Source organism: Paenibacillus sp. J31TS4, assembly GCF_018403265.1.
Classification (GTDB): domain Bacteria; phylum Bacillota; class Bacilli; order Paenibacillales; family NBRC-103111; genus J31TS4.
Genome location: NZ_BOSI01000001.1, coordinates 303,593 through 323,313 on the forward strand (window position 1 = coordinate 303,593; position 19,721 = coordinate 323,313).

Genomic DNA, 19,721 nt, shown 5'->3' on the forward strand with positions numbered 1-19,721 from the left:
CTTGGCGGAGCTTTGGGCCTTCCCAAATGTCATCTTGGATGACGGGGACGGCCTTGTATTGTCTAATCGGCACGGCAGGGGATGAGGATTGCCTGGCATCAAAAACCGCTAGTTCGTCCGCTTGTGCTTGCCCGGCCTGGTGGTATATGATCGTAACGGACAAGTGGGAGGAATGGCCGTACGCCGCTGCGTGGGGTCAGGAATCTCTCGATCGGAAGGAGGCGTATGCCGGAATGCTGGTCAAGTTGAATGAGAGAGTGGAAGATCAGGAAGTCGCCGAGCTGCTCAGCTATTCGGTGTTCCCGACTGCAGAAGCGCTCGGCCGCGCCACGGGGCGCTACCGCGGCGAAACGGACAGCGAGCTTCTCGGACTCGAGGAGGAAGGCCGGCTGGTCGGCATCGCGGGTGTCCGGGCGGAGGAGGATGGCGTGATGACCATCCTCCATCTGGCGGTTCACCCGGAGCTGCGAGGGAACGGATACGGCAGAGGACTGCTGCTTGAGCTGATCGCAGAGCGGCGTCCTTCGGCTCTTATTGCCGAGACGGACGCCGAAGCGGTGGACTTTTACCGCAGCGTCGGCTTCGTCATTACGAGCCTGGGAGATGAGCGATACGGCGTCGAACGGTTTCTCTGCCGGTACGACGTGGAAGAAGACGAGCAGGACGAGCAGCCGGACGAGTAGAGGTTGCCGGCCGCAGATTGGCCGCCAGGTACCAAAGAAAGAGGCCTTCCCTAGTGGAAAGGCCTCTTTCTTTGGTTGCCCTGCAGGGCGGACGCCTACGCTTCGAACACATGCTTGGAGGAGCGCTTCTCTTCTTCCGAGAGCAGCTCGGGGAATTCATAGACGAACGTACCGTTTTCGGCTATCTTCCGGGCACAGAAGCCCCGGCTCGTGCACGATTCCAGCACGATACGGGCTGCCTCTGGCGTATAGGACGACAGCAAGGCCAGTTCGGCTGCGGTAATGCGGCCGCCCTTTTCCTGCGCGTATCGCAAAATCTCCTTCTCGCTCTCCTGACTGCGGCGCTGCTTGGCGATCCGGCGCGTCCGCACGAAGAGCCAAATGCCAAGGGCCATGGGCAGGAGGCCGACAAGAATCGTCAGAATAGCGTTCGACAGGAACGTTTCTCCCGGATTCCGCGGTCCCGCAATAGACCCGCAAGTGATGATGAAACCGAATAAAGCGATGAAGAGGGCTGCGGCAGCCATCAGCTTTTCTTTGATTGTCAGCACGATCTTCCTCGTCAACTCTATCCCTCCAGTAAACGATCTGTTCCCTGTTGCCGGTGGCGGCAGCATGAGAACTCGGTTACGGATTCGGTCTAGTGGTCTGGACCAAAGGCGAGGTCCATTTCCAGCCCATTCCGTGTTACACTAATCATTACCATGCTAATCCAATCGGTCTAGGACCGTCAAGAAAAAGAAAAGCATGCCAGGCTCCGCAGCCGGCATACAGTAGAACGACCCGTCCGGCCGGGGAGGCTGGCGGCGGGTCGACGAACAATGGGAAGCAAAGGAAGGATGCGTAATGAACGGTTGGCAAAGATGGACATCCACACTGCGTACCCGCGAGATTGATTATCAATGGCCAAGACGTTGGTTCCCGATCGTCTCCGTCCGGTTCCACGGCATCGGAACGCGCAAACGGACGCCGGCGTTCGGCCTCATCGCGATCGGGGAGATCGCGATCGGGCTGATCGCGGGAGGAGCCGTCAGCTTCGGCCTGCTGTCCTTCGGCGCGCTCGCAGTCGGCCTGCTCCTCGCCTGCGGCGGCGTCTCGCTTGCCGCCTGGTCGGCAGGAGCGGTCGCCTTAGCCGGCAAAGCGGCCATCGGTGTGGTCGCGCTAGGACCGGTCGCGATCGGCATTGTCTCCATCGCGCAGTGGGCGCTCGGCGTCGTCGGCATCGGAGAAACCGCCTATGGGATCGTGGTGATCGGTCAGCACGGCTTCGGCATGGTTCCGCTGCTTGGCGACGCGATCCGGTGGCTGAAGGGGCTCTTTACTTGAAGATGTACCAGATCAGCGCCCCGAACCCGATTACGATGGCAACGACATAGTAGAGAGACAGCTTGGTGAAGATGCCTTTGGTCTCTTTATCGTAATCGGGATTGCCCTCCTTGTTCTGTTTGGAGGCGCCAACCATAATCGTTCCGATCGTACCGATCAGCACGATGACGAACAAGAGAATATAATAAGACGAGAGAGACATAGAGTTCACCTGCCTGATATGATCTTTCCCGATTATAGCAGATGTTAGCCGGCAAGAGAGCAAGTCGGGCCGGTTCATTTGCTTCAATTTCGTGAACGCGCTTTTTGCTAATGGCAGGGAAACAGGCGCAGGCACGGGAAACAGGGATCGACGAATGCGAATCGCTCGTGAAACGGGGAGTCCGGACTCGCCCGTTTTTTCGGGTTGAGTCGGCGTGTAGTGCAGGGAGGTTGGCGGAGGACTTGGGACGCGGGACCCGATCGCTCGTAGGAGGACCTAAGTTGGAAAGGGTAGTCAACCGTTTGGGGATTTAAGGAAGAAGGACCCAGTTTCTGGGTCTTGCGCCACGGGAAGGAAGATCGATTATGCGAACTTTCGTTGCACAGCCTTCCTTATGTTAGTATATTGGAAAAACCGAACAGGAGCGTGGACAGCCGGATGAAGGGCATGGACAAGCTTGCCGCTCTCAATTGGCAAGAGATAGACAACTGGTTACGACAATATGAAGCTTGGGGGCCCCTCCCGGGAATCGCCGCTCTCGTGCTGGAGGCGTTTCTTCCGTTTTTGCCGATGGTGGCTATCGTTATAGCCAACGTGAATGCATACGGATTGGGGGAAGGCATCCTTGTCTCCTGGGCAGGCGTTGTGCTGGGAGCCGTCGTGGTATTCGCCCTCGTCCGCCGCTTCAGCGGGAGGCTCCGGTCAGCTATTGAACGCAAATTCCGCCGGTCGGACAAGCTTATTCACTGGGTAGAGACGCACGGCTTCACCCCGATCTTTCTGCTTGCCTGCTTTCCGTTCACGCCTTCGTTCCTGATCAATGTTCTCGCCGGCATCTCCCAGGTGCCGTTCCATACCTTCGTGGCGGCGACTGTGCTCGGTAAGGGCGTCATGATTTCGCTTGTCTCGCTGGCAGGCTACGATCTTGCCAGTTTGCTGACGCACCCCTGGAAGCTTGTTTTGCTCGGCTCCGTGCTGGGCCTCCTGTGGCTGCTCGGCCGCAAGCTGGAATCACGCTACATGAAGTAAGAAGGAGGGGCTCTTCGTACGAACGGGCAGCCCCTGCGGGATGGTTCTTTTTTTTTGTCAAGCGGCTGCTAAATTCTGTTTAATTCTAGGAAAAATTGTTTAATTACTTGTCTGCCGCTGTCTAATATCCACGCAAAAGGGTGGAGTAAGCCGGGGGCTCGGCCCCAGTCCGCAAGGCATGCAAGGCTACAAAACGATTTGAGAGGAGAACGAATTAGGTTGCGTACATACATAAGACAGAGTAAGACATGGGGGGCCAAATGCGCGCTGGCAATGGCGCTTGCTTGGTCGGCAATGCCCTTCTTCGCTCATGCGGAATCTAACCTGAACTGGGTGGAGGGGTCGGGACAGACCGTTCAGCTTGGCGACGACCTGGCAGAGCTTAAGCTGAAGAAGGACTACGTCTACCTGGACGGAAAGGATTCGATGACCTTCCAAAAGGAAAACGGCGGGGTGCCGAGCGGCTCGGAGATCGGCGCTGTCTTCCCGATGAAGGAGGATCAGGAATGGGTGCTGTTCTTCGAATATGAGGAATCGGGCCATATTGCCGACAAAGATAAAGACAAGATCGATGCAAACGCGCTGCTGAACAGCTACAAGGAAGGCACCGAAGGAGCGAACAAAGGCAAACCGGCGGCCGACCAGTTGTTCATTGACGGCTGGGAGCAGGAGCCGAAGTACGACGAGAAGCTGCACAGTCTGACGTGGACCATTCTCGGTCATACGGGCAACAACGAGAAGCTGGTGAACTATAACGTCCGCCTGCTTACCCGGAAGGGGTATGTCTCGGCAGTGCTCGTCACCGATCCTGCCGAACTGACGAAGTCGCGGGCGACGATGGAAAAGGACGTGCTGAGCGCCTTCACCATCAAGAACGGACAGAGGTATGAGGACTTCAATCCGGCGACCGACAAGAAGTCCGAATTCGGGCTGGCTGGGCTCGTACTGGGCGGCGCGGGAATTGCCGTTGCGAAGAAGGTTGGACTGCTCGCCGTCATGCTCGGCCTGTTCAAGAAATTCGGGATCGTAATCGTCGCGGCTCTGGCCGGCGTCTGGCGGTTCCTGAGAGGCAAGAAGAAGAAGACGGATGCCGAGACGGAGCAGTCGCAGGAGCCGCCGGCCGACCAGACTCCCGGTCCGGAGCGTCCTGCCACACCGCCATCTCTCTAAGGGAACTCTATCGGGGATGACCGCCTGAACATTAGACGTATCCAAGAAAAAAGACTGGCGAGCGGAAGCTCGCCAGTCTTTTTATGCCAAGGCAGGAAGCAGGGCTAGGTGCCCAATCCCGGCAAACCGTTATTGAGGCCCCTTGCTGACCCAGAATGTAATATTGCTCCCTTTCTCGGCGGAAGCGCCGGGTTCGGGCGTCTGCTTGAAGACGGTGCCTTCCGGCTGTTCGTTCGGCTCCATCAAAAAGTTGTACCGGTACCCCGCCGCGATTGCCGTGCTTTCGGCGTCGGCGCGCGGTAGACCGACCAAGGTCGGAACGGTGCCGTCCGCGACAGGCGGGGGCGTCTGCGTCGGGGGAGCGGAAGGACGCTCGGTCGGTTTGGCCGAAGCCGTCGGCTTGGGAGACGCCGAGGTTTGGACACTCGGTGCCGGGTTAGCTCCTTCGAAGAGCGGGCGCCGCGCCGGATCCGCAGACGGCCAGAACACCCAGACGAGGAAGCCGACCACGATGACGGCGGAGCCGATGACGATCGATTTCTTGTAAAACCACGGCTTGGCCGGCTCTTCGTCTACGGGCTCCTCCACGGGGGCCGGGACGGGCGCCTCGGTCCGGCGTCCGGAAGATGCTCTAGCATCGGGTTTGGCAGCAGGGGCCGCCGCCTCGGGGGCTGCGGCTGGTGTGCGAGGCTGCCTCGGCGCTGCGGCTTCCTCTTGCGCGGGGCGGGCATGCTCCTGCTCGGAGGCAGCGGCAGGCGCTGGAACGGCGGCGTTCCCGTAGACCGGCTGCGGCTTCGTGCTTTGCTCAAGCTGTTTTTGCAGACCTCTCAGCTCGAAGACGAGCGCGGGCAGCGACATCCGTCCGCTGCAGACGCGGCGGACAAGTTCCGCGAACGTTTCCTTCTGCTCGGGAGTCGCCTGGAAGAGGCCGACCTTGCCGAGCACCGGGTCGAGCGATTCGCACGGACGCGGCATCTGCTCCGCGCCGGAGAACAGCTGCAGCATCAGGCTGCACAGCCCCATAGCGCCCTGCGTATGGGCTGGGCCTTCCTCCCAATAGTTGAGGAACGACAGCCGTCCGTCCTCGCCGAGCCAGAGGTTGTCGGCGGACGCCGGGTAGCCGCCGACCTGGCCCTCGAGTGCGTCCAGCATCGCCAGGCCGACGCCGGTTGCCAGGTGAATAATCTTGGGATACGTCCATATTCGCGTGCGCAGCTCCTGAATAAGCGGCTTGCCGGGACGGTGCTGCAGAACGACGAGGACGGACGCTTCGTCGAAGGACGAATCCAGAATATGTTGAAACCCGTTATGGTTCAGCGTGGACGCGCGGCGAATCGCCCTCGCGTAATCGTCATCTGCGCTGCCTCCCGGGCGTTCGGTATGATAGAGCAGTACCTCTCGTGGCAAGGCTTTATCTTCTCCGTAATAGAGAGCGCCACCGGATAGCGGCTGAATCTGCGAATGGGCCGCATAACGGTTTCCCATCGTATGGCTCATGCTTTCCCATCCTCTCCTCATCCGGTTAGAGCCACCGGTTAATCATGACGTCTGTATCCAACCAAGTATAATACATTTGAAAAAGGAAACCAAACCGAAACCCCGCGCGAACGAGCTGGAAAAAAAGGGATTCGGGAATGCCCCCGCGAATTAGGGGAAATAGCATGGCGCGGCTTCCGATCTTCACCCGAGGAATGAACAGCCATAAGGCGCCATGCGGACGGATAGGGAGGGAACCCGATTTGGAACGTACGGACCGGTTACGTCCATTCTGGCTGCAAAGCCTTGGCAGAGCCGCCCAAGCGCTGGCCTGGGGCTTGCTATTTTGTTTGCTTTATCTCCTCGTATCAGGCATAGTCGGCACCCTGCTGAATCGGGCACTGGATCCGCTGCTCGAGGGCAATTGGAGCGATCCGGGCCTGCTGCTGCTCGTCGTCCTGTTCGTTGCTGTGCACGCGCTTGTCTATGCTTGCCTGGGCGCGTTGACGGGCCGCATACTGCCGCGTGCTGCCATGCGCTGGACTGCGGCACTGCTGCCAGCGCTGGCCGGCTGTCTCATCTGGCTGCTCACCATGCGGACACAGCAGGGGGCGCTTCCCGGGGTGACGGGCATCGCCTGGCTTCCCTACAATCTGTATGTTGCCTGGGCGTCCGAGCCGCTCTGGGAGCTGCTCGCCCATTATGTAACGGGGGACCGGGATCTTAAACTGTTCGTGCTGGCCTTCTCGTTTGTGCCCAGTCTGTCGTATTTGTACGGAGCCCGGCTCGGCCGGCTGCGCAGAATGGGGCGCATCCGGCCCCGTACTGCACTGCTCGCAGCAGCGGGTCCGCTTGCTTTGCTGCTGTTGTTGTTCGGAGTGGCGGAAGGGACGGCGGGACGCCAAGAGTTCACGCTCGAGACGCTCCCGCGGCTGGACGGCGCCACGGCCGCCATTCCGTTCGGCGGCGTGCTGGTCGGCGAGCTGACGGGCGTCAACCGGGTTCAGGCGGCACAGGCGGTCCACTTCACCACTACGCATCCCGCTTATTTGAACCTGATCAACGGCAAGGCGGATCTCATATTCGTCGCCGGCCCGTCGGAGGAGGAGCGGCGGCTCGCGGCGGCGCAGGGCGTTGAGCTGAAGCTGATCCCAGTCGGAATGGATGCCTTCTTGTTTCTCGTCCATCGAGAGAATCCGGTGGACGGACTGACGAGCGCGCAGGTGCGGGACATCTACACGGGGGACATCGGCAGCTGGCGGGAGGTAGGAGGCGAGGACAGCCCGATCGTCGCCTTCCAGCGCGACGAGAACTCCGGCAGCCAAACCTTTATGCAGCAAAAGGTAATGGCGGGCCTCGCGCTCGCCGAACCGCCGACCATTCGCCGCATCACCGGGATGGGCGGCCTCATCGAATCGGTGGCGGACTACCGGAATGCCAAAACGTCCATCGGCTATTCGTTTCTGTTCTATGCGAAGGAGATGAACCGCCATGAGGACGTGAAGTTTCTGGCGATCGACGGCGTCCCGCCCAGTCAGGAGGCAATCCGCCAAGGGACATATCCGTTCACGGCCCAGCTATACGCGGTCTCCCGCGCAGGGGAGCCGGAGGATGGTCCGGTCGGGCGGATTCTCGCCTGGCTGCAATCCCCGGCAGGCCGCAAGGCAGTGGAGCGAGGGGGCTTCGTTCCGCTGCAGCCGCAGTAATAAGTCCGCTCTTTTCCAATATCCTGTCAGCTTATATAATGTAGGCGGTGAGAAGGATGACGGACAACCGGTCCGCCCAGGGGAATCCCGGCGGACCGGTAGACAGGAGGAGCCAATGGAGCAGTATCAGACGTTGATCGGCGTCGTGCTTGAGAAGCTGGAGCAGACATACAAGGAGATGCGGTTCAATTACGACGGCTTGTCGTCGATTTTGCAGCAGCATACCGAGGAAGAAAAGCAGACGGTGCCGGAGCTGATCACCATCGCTGAACTGAGGAACGGTTACGCGGAGTTCCTGCGCGCGATGGAAGCCCGGTACCCCGGCCTCCGGTCCGAAAATTAGAGGCGAGCCGGCGGGCACCGGTCAGCATAGCCAAGACGCTGCTGGCCTTGGCAGATGTCGCTCCGGCGGGATACGTAGAGACTGCTAGTAGAACTACCCGCCCGCAAGCAGACAACGCTAGGAACCAAAGAGCATAGAACGGCCCCGGATGATCGGTCAGCCGGGGCCGTTCGCGTGAGGCCGCCTGTCAGGTGCTTCACCGCAAGTGGATTTAGATGTCGATGCCGTCCGGAATTCTCTCGTCCACTTCTTCGATATTGAGCTGTGTCTTGTCGTCCACCCGGAATCCGAGGCGTTCGTGCGCGTTCGTATCCTCGTAGATGGTGTCCGGATTCCCGTCCGTTTCCGGCTCGATGTGATCGTGGGGCATAGTGTCGCCTCCTTTCTCCCGTAGCTTGTCCCTGCCGCTACCGGCTTATGTAGATTTTGGGAGAGACCGGCGGGCGGGACTTCCGTCCGCCTCGGCTGCCGGGAGAAGGCGGTTTGACCCGGCGCGCCGGCAAGCCTACAATGGAAGGATGGAAAACAGAACGTCAGGAGGATGAAGGAGTATGAACGAACGAATCGCCGCCTTAACCCGTTATTTGGAGGAAGCTCAGCTGGACGCGATTCTGCTGACCGATCCCAAGCATGTGTATTATTTTACCGGCTATCTGTCCGACCCGCACGAGCGGCTGCTTGCTCTCGCGCTGCGCCGGGACGAGGAGCCGTTCCTGCTCGTGCCGTCTCTCGACGAAGAAGCGGCACGGGCCGTTTCCCGCGTGACGCAGATTCATAAGCACCAGGATACCGACAATGCGTATGAGCTGCTGGGGAGTCTGCTCGGCTCCGGGGTGCGCAGCCTCGGCATCGAGAAGCAGCACCTGACCGTAAGCCGTTATGAGCTGCTCGAGCAGTTCGTCGATGCGCAGCGGTACGCCGACGTGGAGCGTCCGGTCCGGGAGATGCGGGTGCGCAAATCGGCTGAGGAAATCGCCAAGATCAAGCATGCGGTCCGACTCGTCGAGGAAGCGCTGGCCCGGACGATCCGCCAGGTCCGCGCCGGCGTCACCGAAATTGAGCTTGCGGCCGAAGCGGATTACCAGATGAAGAAGCTGGGAGCTGACGGACCGTCGTTCCAGACGACGGTTCTCGCGGGCGAGCGCTCGGCGCTTCCACACGGCGATCCCGGACAGCGTGCACTTGCCGAGGGCGATCTGCTCCTGTTCGACATGGGCGTGCTGGCGGACGGGTACGTCTCGGATATTACCCGCACGTTTGCCTTCCGTTCGCTCGGAGACCGGCTGCGGACTGTCTATGATACGGTTCTTCAGGCAAACCGGCTCGGCATCGAGGCAATCCGTCCCGGCCAGCCGCTTCGGGAGGTCGACCAAGCCGCCCGCGCCTTTATTGAAGCCCAGAGCTTCGGTCCGTATTTTCAGCACCGGGTCGGGCATGGGCTCGGGATGGATGTGCACGAGTATCCGTCCGTGCACGGCGCCAACGAAGACCTGCTGACCGAGGGCATGGTGCTGACGGTCGAACCCGGTATCTACCTGCCGGGAGAAGGCGGCGTGCGCATCGAGGACGACGTGCTGGTCACGGCATCCGGGTGCGAGGTACTGACGTCGTTCCGGAAGGATTTGACGATTCTGGAGTAATGGGTATAAGCAGCCCTTAACGCCAGCCGGGCATCCGGCCGGCGTTTTTTTGTGCGCATTGATAAGTTTTATGAAACTTCCACCGGATTGCCGCGTATGGTAAAAAGATTGACAATATCTGGTGGAAATGGAGTGAATGACATTAGCAAACGGACAAGCAAACGAAAGTGGCCGAAAGTGGCCGCGGCGATTACAGCGCTCAGCATTGCCTCGTTGACGCCGACCGCCGTGTTCGCGGATGCCGCTACGGAAAAATGGATGCTTATGCAGGCCGCCGGCGAGATTCCAATGTCTCCCTCGACTGAGGTCAAGCCGGAAGCGAAGATTACGGGAGACGATGCGGTTGCTGCCGTTCGCAAGCTGTTCCCGCAATTCGAGAACTATACGGTTACCAGTGTGAATCTGGGCGACACGGGCTCGTATCCGCCCCGGTACCAGAACGTATGGACGATTCAATGGGAGCTGCGGGACGGCAACGGCAGCTACGGCTTCAGCAGCATGGTCGATTCGATGACCGGCGAGATCCTTCAGGCGAGCATGCCGTACGAGGACAAGTTTGGGGAGCCGACGTATTACCCGGCCAAGGTAAGCCAGGAGGAGGCGCTCGACCTCGCCAAGGCGTTCATCCGCAAGGCCGCTCCGTCACTGGACCCGGCCAGCGTGCACTACAATGAAGGCCTCCCATATCTGTATCCGCAGGCGCTGTTCGGTCCGGTCAACTATCAATTTTCCTTCAATCTGGATGTTAACGGAGTGAGAAGCCAGAGCGAGTCGATCTACATAACGATGAATGGAAGCGGTGACATAACGGCTTATCAACGGTCGAACCAGTCGGCGGCTTATCCGTCTTCGACACCGGCCATCCGTGCGGAGGACGCAGAGGCGGCGTTCCGCTCGGCTCTAGAGATGACCCTGCAATATGTGCCATCATACTCCTCGTATGGCATGGAAAAGAAATGGACGCTTGCCTGGACGCCGGCCCCAGCGTCGTCTTATGTGGTTGATGCCCAGACCGGGGACTTCCTCGACGGACAAGGAAACAAAGTCCCGGGCGTGCCGCTCGGCTTTGATGCGATCGAGAAGCAGGACAACGTCTTTGTTCCGGCCAATCCGGGGAAGGACGGACTGTCGGGCGAAGAGGCGGCGAAGCTCGTCGAGGATACGCTGCAGCTGCCTGCCGAGAAGAAGCGGTCGGGCCAATATTCGCGAACCGACGGAGGGTACGCCAACAAAGGCCAGAAGCTGTGGGACCTGAGCTGGATGGAAGAGGCGAACGCCCCTCAAGGGTACCCGAATTCCAGCCGGGCGACGGTAGACGCCGCCACCGGCCAGCTGCTTCAGTTCCACTTGAACAGCTACGGGCCGCCGTGGATGCAGCCGGAGCAAAAGGGCGAGAAGATCAGCCGGGAGGAAGCACGTGCGATTGCGCTTGATCTCGTCCAGCGGCTTTACCCGAATGCTTCCGAAGAGCTGAAGCTGCAGGCGTTTGATCCAAGCCGGGCAGACGAACCGAACTTTTCCTTCTATTTTCAAAGAATGCATGCCGGTATTCTCGTCAGCGGTGACAGCGTCAATGTAACGCTGGATGGGCAGGGCAAGCTGGTTGACTATTATGTCAACCGGACGATCGGCCTGGAAGAGCAGCTCAAGGGCTTGGCCGCCAAAACGACCAAGGAAGAGGCCAGTGCGCTCTATAGGAAAGAAATGAAGGCACAGCTGGAATATGTCATGTACGGCGGCTATTATACGCCAAGCGGAAAACCGGAGCCTGTCTCCGTGAAGCTCGTCTACCGGTTCGTGACTGCCGATCCGGATAAGCAGGCGATGGCGATTGACGCATCGACGGGACAGTGGAAGCGGATAGGCTGGCTCCTGCCTGAGCAGAGAGGCAAGCAGGGCCCTGCGCCGGCGGAGATTACCTCTCACCGCGCGGCCGAGGCGCTCGGCGTCCTCTGGCGCTACCAAGTTATCCAGCCGGATAGTACCGGCAAGGTGAAGACGGACGAAGCGTTGACGGTCGGCAGCTGGATGACCATGATGGCCCGCGCCGTGAACCCGGGCTACGAGCAGATGCTCCCGTATTTCTCGTCGGGGAACCCCGCCGCGCAGGAAGAAGCGTCCAAGAAGCCTTATGCCGCTGAGCTCGAGCTGTTCAAGCAGTTCAATTGGCTTACGGCGAAGGAAGCGGCAGCGATCGATCCGGAGGCGACGCTCACACGCGAACGGCTGGCCGACAGCCTCGTTCACATTTTGCATTACAGCAAGCTTGCGGGGACGATCAAGAGCTCCGCTCTAGAGGCGCTCAAGGACAAAGTCGACCTCGATCCTGCCTACGCCGGAGAGGTAGCGCTTGCCCTGCAGCTTGAGCTGCTCAAGCCGGCCACCGACCAGCGCTTCGAGCCGAAGAAGGCAGTTACGCTGGCGGAAGCCGCCGAAGCGATGCTCAGGCTGCTTGCCCTGCAGGGCAAGGTCGATCAGTTGATCAGCCGCTGATTGTTCCGCCGAGCATTGTGAAATACGGGAAACCTCTTTTGGCCCAGTAGCCAAAAGAGGTTTTTCTATCTGACTCCATCTGATAAGGTGAGACATTGTCCCTTGTTCAACTAACGGAGAACGATAGGTTTGTTCATGAATACTTTCACGCAGGGAGGATGGATGAGATGTTGCGTATAGTTAAGCAGAAATCCTGAGATCCGAGGTGTTTTTACCAGTATTAAGGAGGTAGGATGGAACCGAAAAGAAAAGATGAATCGCAATATAGCGGCCTTCCTTTAATGATGATTGTGGCTCTCTATTTTTTGTCACAGCATTGGCTCGTTAATCTCTTCCTAGATTGGGGATTAGATCCGGATAAATCAGACTATTTAGTAATCGCTATTCTTACTGTTTATGCAATTGGATATTATACGTGTTATTTTCAGAACAAACTTAAAAAGTAGACTTAGTACGTCTGCAGAACTTACGGCCTCGTCAGGAAAAAACGCAACAGCTTTTGCTATTTGGTTGATAGGAGTGAGAGGAAGAGAGGTACGGTAATGTTGCCGTACCTCTCTATTCATTTTGAGCTTGACAGCTTAAACGGGCTTACCATGAAATATATAAACGGAGAATGTGTTCCTTTCACCAAGTTTTGTGACCTTTAAATATAGCCACTTGGCAGGAAGATACAGAGATAATGCTAAATGCTTCATATTGACACTCGGAAGACAACGGAATAAGAAATCTGCTATAGCGTGATACTAACAATCTAAGGAATGTCAGATATAATGTGAAGATAAAAAATGGTCTTCTAAAAATAGATGACAAGAAAGGAGTTGGGAAAAATGGGGAAAACCATTGTAATTGCTTTATTGCTTTCTGTGATAGCGGGGATCGGTGTCTCAACTGCAGTCGATTCAAACACCCGAACTATAAGCGATAAGGAAGTCGTTAATTACCCTGTCAATGAGCAAGGGCAAACATATGGACAAGGCCCATATCCTCCAGGCCCTTCAAAGGAACCAGACTTGATAAAAGCAGTTGGTGAAAATGGTGTGGTCGGTTATGTAAAGTCTTCAGATTTAGATCCAAAAGTAAATTCTCCGGAAGAGGCCGTAGCATACCAAAAATCCAAAGAAGGACAAGGTGGTATAACAATACCCCTATATGAAGCAGATGGGAAGACGGTTATCGGAACTTTTAAAGTTGGAAATTAACCTAGATGACGCAAACAACAGCTTGATAGACGACGTTTTAATTGCCACACTTACAGGCGCTAGCAATAGAAAGGCCGGGAGTGTATACACAATATTTCAAAGCGGCTAACAAGACGAAGATAGTTTTTCACCTTATTGAAGAAGTGTTCAATAAGGTGCTTTTTTTGTATATTTACTTATCCCGCTTGCGCTATACCTTGAGATTTCTCTTGCATAGGAGAACCAGTATAATTTTTTGCTTGGCAAGTAGCCTTAGGAACCGGTTGGTACTGTACTCAATCGGCGAGATCGTTGTTTTGAATCAATTTGTCTCTACAAGCGGATTCGTATGGATGGATTGCCGCAATTGGATTCGCATGGAAGTCGGCATAATAAGCCCACCTGGAAGGGATTGACAAAACGAATTGGCGGTTGTATTCTATCCATGCAAGCAAGTACTTGCATGGATGCATGCAAGGGAAGAGAAAACGGAGGCGGATGAAATGGAACAGACACCGGAAGAGACACGGGAGCGCATCCTCCAGGCGACGGGCCTTCTCATGCGCCGGCATGGCTTCAAGGCGGTTACCACCAAAGCGATTGCCAAGGAAGCGGGAGTGAACGAGTCTACGCTGTTCCGCCATTTTGGCAGCAAGAAGGGGATTGTGGAAGCGCTCGTCCAGCGTTACTCCTACATGCCGCTGTTCCGAGGGCTGCTGGATCGGCTGGAGGGTGATCTGGAGAGGGACCTTGCTCAGATGGCTAATGCCTATCAATCGTTCATGAGGCAGAACGGGGATATGGTCATTCTCGCGCTGCGGGATGCCGGCGCCTTCGAAGAGCTGGACGAGAGGGCGGCCAGTGTGCCCAAGGAATTCAAGGATTGTTTAATCGACTATTTCGCAAGCATGAGAGAGAGGGGCTTGCTGGGCGACACGGATCTGGAGGCGCAAGCGATGGGCTTTATTTGGCTGAACCTGGGATTTTTCCTCTCCCGTTCCCTGTTCGGGGACCGGATCACGACCGTCGATCAAGAGAGATTCCTGCAGCACAGCGTCGCGGCATTCGCACGAGGGCTGCGCAGCTAGCGGCTCGCTGCGCCCACTATGCAAGCAAGTGCTTGCATGGACTGGATGTTTGCAAGCCCAGCTTGAAGGCTAGAGATAAGGGGAGGTCATCGGAATGGGGTATGAATACGAAGTGATCGTGATCGGCGGCGGACAGGCGGGGCTGGCGATCGGCTATTTTTTGAAGCAGCGGAAGGAAACGTTTCTTCTGCTCGATGTGAACTGGAGAACCGGCGACAGCTGGCGGAACCGGTACGATTCGCTACAGCTGTTCACGCCGCGCAAGTTCAGCGGCCTGCCGGGATGGGCGTTCCCGGGAGACCCGGACGGACTCCCGACTAAGGACGAGACGGCGGATTATTTGGAAGCCTATGCGAACCGGTTCGAGCTGCTGGTAGCCTACGGCACAGCTGTTACCCGTGTGGAACGGACCACGCTTGGCTTTCGGCTGCAGACGACGAGAGGGGAATACACAGCGAGACGAGTGATCGTGGCGACGGGGCCTTTTCAGACGCCGGCCGTTCCTTCCTTCGCCGATGGGCTGGACGAGAGCGTCTACCAGGTCCACTCCTTCGACTACCGCAACCCCGCCCAGCTGAATGAAGGCCGCGTCCTCGTTGTCGGGTGCGGCAATTCGGGCGCGCAGATCGCGGTCGAGCTGGCCAAGGAACGCGAGGTGACGCTAGCTGTGAGCACGCCGCCGGCATTCAAGCCGATGGCGGTCGCGGGCAAGAGCATCTTTTGGTACTTCGACAAGCTGGGCCTGCTGCAGGCGGATAAGGACTCCCTCCGAGGCAGCTGGCTGAAGCACCAGCCGGAACAAATTTATGGATTCGAGCTGAAGAAGCTGATGGCCGATGGCAGGGTGGCCGCTAAGCCCCGTGCTGCAGCAGCCGACGGACGGCGAGTTGTGTTCGGGGACGGATCAGCCGCCGAAGTGGACAATGTCATCTGGGCGACTGGGTTTCGTCCCGATTACTCGTGGCTCGCTATCCCGGAAGCGCTGGACGAGCGAGGAGCGCCGCTGCATAACCGGGGCGTCAGTCCGGTCCCAGGCCTCTATTACCTCGGACTGCCCTGGCAGACATGCCGGGGGTCGGCGCTGCTCGGCTGGGTCGGACAGGACGCTGAGGCTTTGGTGAAGGGGCTTGACGGACGGGCAGCTCAAGCTGGCTGAAACGGTATAACGAAAACATATTGGGATCGTAACCGCTCCTCAACAGGGGCGGTTTTTGGTGTAAGGCAATCGGCCGGCTCAAGGGAACAGGATTTGTCAGAAAAGGAGACCGTTCGACGGAATCTTCGCCGGAAGGCAAGACAGAATAGGCCGGGGGCATCAAGAAACCGCTTTCTGCCCATTGCTATAGTTACTTTGTACATACCTGTACAGGACTGGTATGGATCAATGGGAGAAAGAGGTGAAGCAAGAATGACAACCAAGTGGAGCAAACGAATGAGAACAATTGGTTTGGCGGTGCTGCTCAGCCTGCTCGTCTCGGCATTGCCGATGGCCGCGCTCGCTGCCGAAGCAGAGCCGCAAACAGCCGGAGGTCTAGCTAACGCAGGCTTCGAGCAGACGGCGGCTGGCAAACCGGTCGGATGGACGGGGCTCAGCCAGACATCGGTGTTCGAGTCCGTCTATCAGCCCGTGCATAGCGGGAGCTACAGCGTGAAGCTGACGGACACAAGCACATCGGCCGGGAACGGCCTGCGCTCGAGCCGGGTGACCGTCCAGCCGGGCAGCCTCTACAAGGCGGGCGTCCAGGTCTATCAGGAAACAGGCAACGCCCAGCTCTATCTGGAATTCTGGAACGCGGCCGACCAGCGGATCGGCGTGCAGATCGGCGCCGGCTCCTCGTCCGGCAAGTGGACACCCATTGAGGTGACGGGCGAGGCTCCGGAAGGTACTGCATATGCTACGCTGCTGCTGTATCAGCACCAGGCTAACGTGGGTGTCGCCTATTTTGACGATGCCTCGCTCATCGAGCTTCCGGCTGGACTCCCGTATAACGGGGGCTTCGAAGAGGTGACGCAGGGCAAGCCGGCCGGCTGGACGCCGCTCGGCGCGGGGATCGACTATGCGTCCTCCGTCACGACCGTGCTGGACGGCGTCTACAGCGTCAAGATGAAGGATCCGAGCGCATCGGCCGGTCCCGGACTGAGAAGCGGCAGCATGCCGGTTGTGCCCGACAACCTGTACCGGGCAGCCGTCCATTCGTACAATGAGTCCGGTACCTCCCAGCTTTATCTTGAGTTCTGGAACAGCGCAAACGTCCGGATAGACACCAAGATCGCGACCAATTCGGACATCGGCACCTGGAGCCCGATCACCATCGAGGCGTACGCGCCCGCAGGGGCTGTCTATGCGACGCTGCTGCTGTACCAGCATAAGACCAATGTCGGAACCGCCTACTTCGACAGGGCCGAATTCGGCCTGGTGCCGTCCGAGCCGGTGCGGGAATTCCCTCTCCAGACGCCGAGCCATCCACGCCTTTATTTTACGCCGGATGACCTTCCTTCTCTGAAGGCGAGAGCGGCTGACGAGACGAGCGCACCCTTCGGTACGACCGGCAAGCAGTTGTGGCAGGGTATCCGCGGCAACGCGGACGCTTACATGCGGGAAACGAGCTTCTCGCTCACCTATTACGGAGGCAAGGTGGTGACGTTCCCGCTGCCGCCCGTGCAGCCGGGCCCGATCCCGAACCCGCCCGGTTACGACACGGCGTATCCGTACTGGACGATGATGACGCGTGGCGTCCAGGACCGCCTAGAGGTGCTCAGCCTTGCTCACATCATCACTGGCGAATCCTCCTACGGACAGAAGGCCAAGGACTACCTGTTATCCGTCGCTGGCTGGAACAGTTGGACGGATCCGAACTATCCGTGCGGCGGGAACACCTGTCTCGACACGGCACACTTGACTTTTGGCGTCAGCATGGCGTTTGACCTGCTGTATGACAGCCTGACGGAGCAGGAGCGCAAACTCGTGCTCACCGCGCTCGAGGAGAAGGGCGTCAAGCCGCTGTACAAGGATGCCCGGAACAAGATGGACCACAACATCCAGACGCTGCGGGCCGCGGCGCTCGGCAGTGGAGCCGCCGTCCTCCTCGGGCACAGCCCTGGCGCGAACGCCTATCTGACGCGGGCGATGGAATTCTACGAATGGTACCTGGATACGCGGATGACGTCCGGCCAGCAAGAAGGCATGCTCTATACGAGCTATGCGATGGACAATATGATCAAGGCGTTTGATCATATCAACCGGGTGACCGGGGAGCGGAGCCTGGCGACGCATCCGTTTTTGAACGATTTTCTGGTCCGCTGGGTGACCTACAACCTCGCGCCGGGCGGAGGAGGCCTCGCTAAGTTCTCCGATTCTAGCGAAGCTAACTATTTCGGGCTCACGATGAACGTCATTAATGCCTGGCTGAACAATGGCATGGCGGGCTGGTATTTGAAGGAGACCAAGTCGGCGGTCAGCGGCATCGACGGTTTCCTCTATTTCCGTCCCGACGCGGCGACCGCTTCTCCCGACGAGTGGCCGGGTTCGGCGGTGTTCGACGAGATCGGTTGGGCCTCGCTCAGAAGCGGCTGGTCCGAAGACGATGTGTTGTTCGCGATGATCGCCAACAATTCGCGGCTCGGGCACAATCATTACGACCAGAACAGCTTCCAGATTGCCACGAACCGTACCTGGATCGCGAACGATCCCGGCTACCAGGATTATGTGGCGGGCCCCATGAACGACTTCACCGAGCGACTCGGCCACAGCACGATTCAGGTCGACGGGAAGTCTCAGAGTGTCAAAGGGGGAGGCTCCCTGCAAAAGGGGATGCTCTCGCCGACGTATGACACCGTCGTCGGCTCGGCTGCGGGCGCCTATGGGAATCCGAAGCTGACCCAGTTCGACCGGCATGCCGTCCGTCTCGGCAACGACACGTTCGTGCTCCTCGACGAGCTCAAGTCGGACGCGCCGCACGTCTACGACTGGATTCTGTACAGCGGGCAGCTCGATGCATTCGAAATCGACGGAGCCGCGGCACAGGCCGGCGTCACGGTACCCGGCAGCAAGCTGTATGTCCGCCGAGGCGGCGCTCAGCTCGCGGCTGCGTTCCTCGGCGAGGAGGAGCTGCCGATCACCGTCTCCACGTACCCAGGCGCCGAATCACTCGGATTCTACACCAGAGTGGGCAGCGGCGAATCCGCTAAGGAAGGCCGGTTCCTGACGGTCCTGAAGGCAGGCGCATACAAACCGGTAGGCCAGTACGACGAAGCCAGCCTTCTGCCGCTGACCGCCAGCTCCGGCAAGGAATTCAAGCTGATTCAAGCTGCCGGCAGCACCGTCATGTTCTACCGGGGCAGTGAGCCTGGTGATTACATGACCGTTACGGTCAACGTGCCCGAGTCCGGCACCTACAACCTGCAGAGCCGATTCCTGCATTCCCCGCTGTATGGGCAGGTCCAGGTCTACGTGGACGGCCAGTCGGTCGGCGACGTCTATGACGGCTACGCTCCGGAGGTGCTGGCGGCCGAAAGCTTCGAGCACGGCGATGTGCAGCTGACGGCCGGTGCACATACGATCCGGTACGAGGTGGTCGGCAAGCATGCGCAGTCCGGCAACTTCTTCATCGGCCTGGATGCGCTGCAGCTGCTGCCGGCGGGCGCAGCTGGCCCCGACCCCGTCAAGCTGAACGTCGACGCCGACTATGTACTAGGCACAGGCGGAGTTGCCGCTCGGATCCGGCACCAGAATGCCGCAAGCACGGCTGACCTGGTAGTCTTCCGTACGGGAGAGGGCACTGTGGCTGCAGGCGGTTCCGTCACCGATGCAGAGCAGGCAGTGGTCACCGCGGCGGCGGACGGGGCCGTGACGGGCATGAAAATGACCCGCGGCTCATCGCTGCAGTGGAACGGCCGCATTCTTCTGGCGGGAGAGCATGCCTACAGCGCCGCCCTCGATACCGATTCGACCCGGGGCGTGACCGAAGGCGTCCTCGAATCGGAGACAGCGCAGACGATCCGCGTGCACGCGCCAGAAGGAGCCTTCGTCCTCTTGGACGGCCAGCTGCTCCAAGAGGCCGGCCTGGTCCGCGACGAGGAGGCCGGCACTATAGCGCTTCGGCTCGAAGCGGGCCGGCATTCGCTTCGGCTCTTGTCGCTGCCCGAACAGATAGCCGCTTACGAGGCGTCCGGCAGCGTGCAGGGCCCGCTCGCCCAACCGCTGCGCAACGACGCTCGCCAGGCGCTGCACCACTGGAGCAAGGGGGCGGCGGAGCAGGCGAGGCATCATCTTCAAATGCTGCTCGACCGCTTGAGCAAGCCGGAGTTGAACAAGTTTGCGACCGATCAAGCGAGGAGCGGACTCGAGCGGACCGCGAGGGAGCTTATGAACAGGTTTAACTAAG

Annotated in this window: 17 protein-coding genes; 13 read left to right on the plus strand and 4 right to left on the minus strand. The window is 58.8% G+C overall.

The features are described 5' to 3' along the window. Positions 1-233 precede the first annotated feature (233 nt). The gene (locus tag KJS47_RS01415) at positions 234-683 is read left to right on the plus strand and encodes a GNAT family N-acetyltransferase (protein ID WP_213522145.1); all 450 of its coding nucleotides are present in this window, start codon (positions 234-236) and stop codon (positions 681-683) included. A 95-nt stretch (positions 684-778) separates the two neighbouring features. Here the strand turns inward: KJS47_RS01415 and KJS47_RS01420 are convergent, their stop codons facing one another. Then, on the minus strand, positions 779-1,249 hold the full coding sequence (locus tag KJS47_RS01420; RefSeq protein ID WP_213522146.1) for a hypothetical protein: 471 nt from the start codon (positions 1,247-1,249) through the stop codon (positions 779-781). A 280-nt stretch (positions 1,250-1,529) separates the two neighbouring features. On the opposite strand from KJS47_RS01420, the gene KJS47_RS01425 reads away from it, so the two are divergent. Continuing rightward, positions 1,530-2,009, plus strand: coding sequence for a hypothetical protein (locus KJS47_RS01425; RefSeq protein WP_213522147.1), 480 nt, complete (start codon positions 1,530-1,532; stop codon positions 2,007-2,009). On the opposite strand, the gene KJS47_RS01430 is transcribed toward KJS47_RS01425, so the two are convergent. Further along, positions 2,002-2,211, minus strand: a complete 210-nt coding sequence (locus KJS47_RS01430) for a hypothetical protein (RefSeq protein WP_213522148.1) — start codon at positions 2,209-2,211, stop codon at positions 2,002-2,004. The two genes, KJS47_RS01425 and KJS47_RS01430, sit on opposite strands and share 8 nt — an antisense overlap. Before the next feature lie 438 nt (positions 2,212-2,649). Here KJS47_RS01430 and KJS47_RS01435 point away from each other — a divergent pair, with 438 nt between their 5' ends. Further along, positions 2,650-3,240 carry a TVP38/TMEM64 family protein gene (locus KJS47_RS01435; RefSeq protein ID WP_213522149.1) on the plus strand — a complete coding sequence of 197 codons (591 nt, stop codon included), beginning with the start codon at positions 2,650-2,652 and terminating at the stop codon, positions 3,238-3,240. Between the two features lie 219 nt (positions 3,241-3,459). Continuing rightward, entirely contained in the window at positions 3,460-4,410 is a 951-nt protein-coding gene (locus KJS47_RS01440; protein WP_213522150.1) for a DUF2167 domain-containing protein, read from the plus strand. A 129-nt stretch (positions 4,411-4,539) separates the two neighbouring features. Here KJS47_RS01440 and KJS47_RS01445 read toward each other — a convergent pair whose 3' ends face one another. Continuing rightward, positions 4,540-5,907, minus strand: coding sequence for a PASTA domain-containing protein (locus KJS47_RS01445; RefSeq protein WP_213522151.1), 1,368 nt, complete (start codon positions 5,905-5,907; stop codon positions 4,540-4,542). A 242-nt stretch (positions 5,908-6,149) separates the two neighbouring features. Between KJS47_RS01445 and KJS47_RS01450 the strand changes: the two genes are divergently transcribed. Together KJS47_RS01450 and KJS47_RS01455 are read left to right on the plus strand one after the other, a co-directional pair. Beyond that, complete coding sequence (locus tag KJS47_RS01450; RefSeq protein ID WP_213522153.1) at positions 6,150-7,592, plus strand: PstS family phosphate ABC transporter substrate-binding protein; 1,443 nt, start codon at positions 6,150-6,152, stop codon at positions 7,590-7,592. 115 nt (positions 7,593-7,707) lie between these two features. Then, positions 7,708-7,935 (plus strand): hypothetical protein, encoded by a 228-nt coding sequence (locus KJS47_RS01455; RefSeq protein ID WP_213522155.1) that lies wholly within the window; start codon positions 7,708-7,710, stop codon positions 7,933-7,935. Between the two features lie 211 nt (positions 7,936-8,146). Here KJS47_RS01455 and KJS47_RS01460 read toward each other — a convergent pair whose 3' ends face one another. Then, positions 8,147-8,305 (minus strand): hypothetical protein, encoded by a 159-nt coding sequence (locus tag KJS47_RS01460; protein ID WP_213522157.1) that lies wholly within the window; start codon positions 8,303-8,305, stop codon positions 8,147-8,149. A gap of 181 nt (positions 8,306-8,486) precedes the next feature. On the opposite strand from KJS47_RS01460, the gene KJS47_RS01465 reads away from it, so the two are divergent. The 7 genes from KJS47_RS01465 to KJS47_RS01495 all read left to right on the plus strand — a co-directional run bounded on the left by KJS47_RS01465 (position 8,487) and on the right by KJS47_RS01495 (position 19,720). Next, a complete protein-coding gene (locus tag KJS47_RS01465) occupies positions 8,487-9,575 on the plus strand; it encodes a M24 family metallopeptidase (RefSeq protein ID WP_213522160.1) in 1,089 nt (362 codons plus the stop codon). A gap of 132 nt (positions 9,576-9,707) precedes the next feature. Then, positions 9,708-12,068 (plus strand): YcdB/YcdC domain-containing protein, encoded by a 2,361-nt coding sequence (locus KJS47_RS01470; protein WP_213522162.1) that lies wholly within the window; start codon positions 9,708-9,710, stop codon positions 12,066-12,068. 233 nt (positions 12,069-12,301) lie between these two features. Continuing rightward, entirely contained in the window at positions 12,302-12,514 is a 213-nt protein-coding gene (locus KJS47_RS01475; RefSeq protein WP_213522164.1) for a hypothetical protein, read from the plus strand. Between the two features lie 384 nt (positions 12,515-12,898). Then, positions 12,899-13,270: a hypothetical protein gene (locus tag KJS47_RS01480; protein ID WP_249716025.1), complete on the plus strand. Its 372-nt coding sequence runs from the start codon at positions 12,899-12,901 to the stop codon at positions 13,268-13,270. 482 nt (positions 13,271-13,752) lie between these two features. Further along, positions 13,753-14,337, plus strand: coding sequence for a TetR/AcrR family transcriptional regulator (locus KJS47_RS01485; protein WP_213522168.1), 585 nt, complete (start codon positions 13,753-13,755; stop codon positions 14,335-14,337). 94 nt (positions 14,338-14,431) lie between these two features. Beyond that, on the plus strand, positions 14,432-15,493 hold the full coding sequence (locus tag KJS47_RS01490; protein WP_213522170.1) for a flavin-containing monooxygenase: 1,062 nt from the start codon (positions 14,432-14,434) through the stop codon (positions 15,491-15,493). Between the two features lie 252 nt (positions 15,494-15,745). Further along, complete coding sequence (locus KJS47_RS01495; RefSeq protein ID WP_213522172.1) at positions 15,746-19,720, plus strand: FIMAH domain-containing protein; 3,975 nt, start codon at positions 15,746-15,748, stop codon at positions 19,718-19,720. The last annotated feature ends 1 nt before the right edge of the window (position 19,721 follow it).

Excerpts from the sequence above, each read along its gene's own strand:
- KJS47_RS01415 (WP_213522145.1), top strand. The coding sequence starts at position 234 with ATGCTGGTCAAGTTGAATGAGAGAGTGGAAGATCAGGAAGTCGCCGAG.
- KJS47_RS01425 (WP_213522147.1), top strand. The coding sequence starts at position 1,530 with ATGAACGGTTGGCAAAGATGGACATCCACACTGCGTACCCGCGAGATT.
- KJS47_RS01430 (WP_213522148.1), bottom strand. The coding sequence starts at position 2,211 with ATGTCTCTCTCGTCTTATTATATTCTCTTGTTCGTCATCGTGCTGATC.
- KJS47_RS01435 (WP_213522149.1), top strand. The coding sequence starts at position 2,650 with ATGAAGGGCATGGACAAGCTTGCCGCTCTCAATTGGCAAGAGATAGAC.
- KJS47_RS01445 (WP_213522151.1), bottom strand. The coding sequence starts at position 5,907 with ATGAGCCATACGATGGGAAACCGTTATGCGGCCCATTCGCAGATTCAG.
- KJS47_RS01455 (WP_213522155.1), top strand. The coding sequence starts at position 7,708 with ATGGAGCAGTATCAGACGTTGATCGGCGTCGTGCTTGAGAAGCTGGAG.
- KJS47_RS01460 (WP_213522157.1), bottom strand. The coding sequence starts at position 8,305 with ATGCCCCACGATCACATCGAGCCGGAAACGGACGGGAATCCGGACACC.
- KJS47_RS01465 (WP_213522160.1), top strand. The coding sequence starts at position 8,487 with ATGAACGAACGAATCGCCGCCTTAACCCGTTATTTGGAGGAAGCTCAG.
- KJS47_RS01475 (WP_213522164.1), top strand. The coding sequence starts at position 12,302 with ATGGAACCGAAAAGAAAAGATGAATCGCAATATAGCGGCCTTCCTTTA.
- KJS47_RS01480 (WP_249716025.1), top strand. The coding sequence starts at position 12,899 with ATGGGGAAAACCATTGTAATTGCTTTATTGCTTTCTGTGATAGCGGGG.
- KJS47_RS01485 (WP_213522168.1), top strand. The coding sequence starts at position 13,753 with ATGGAACAGACACCGGAAGAGACACGGGAGCGCATCCTCCAGGCGACG.
- KJS47_RS01490 (WP_213522170.1), top strand. The coding sequence starts at position 14,432 with ATGGGGTATGAATACGAAGTGATCGTGATCGGCGGCGGACAGGCGGGG.
- KJS47_RS01495 (WP_213522172.1), top strand. The coding sequence starts at position 15,746 with ATGACAACCAAGTGGAGCAAACGAATGAGAACAATTGGTTTGGCGGTG.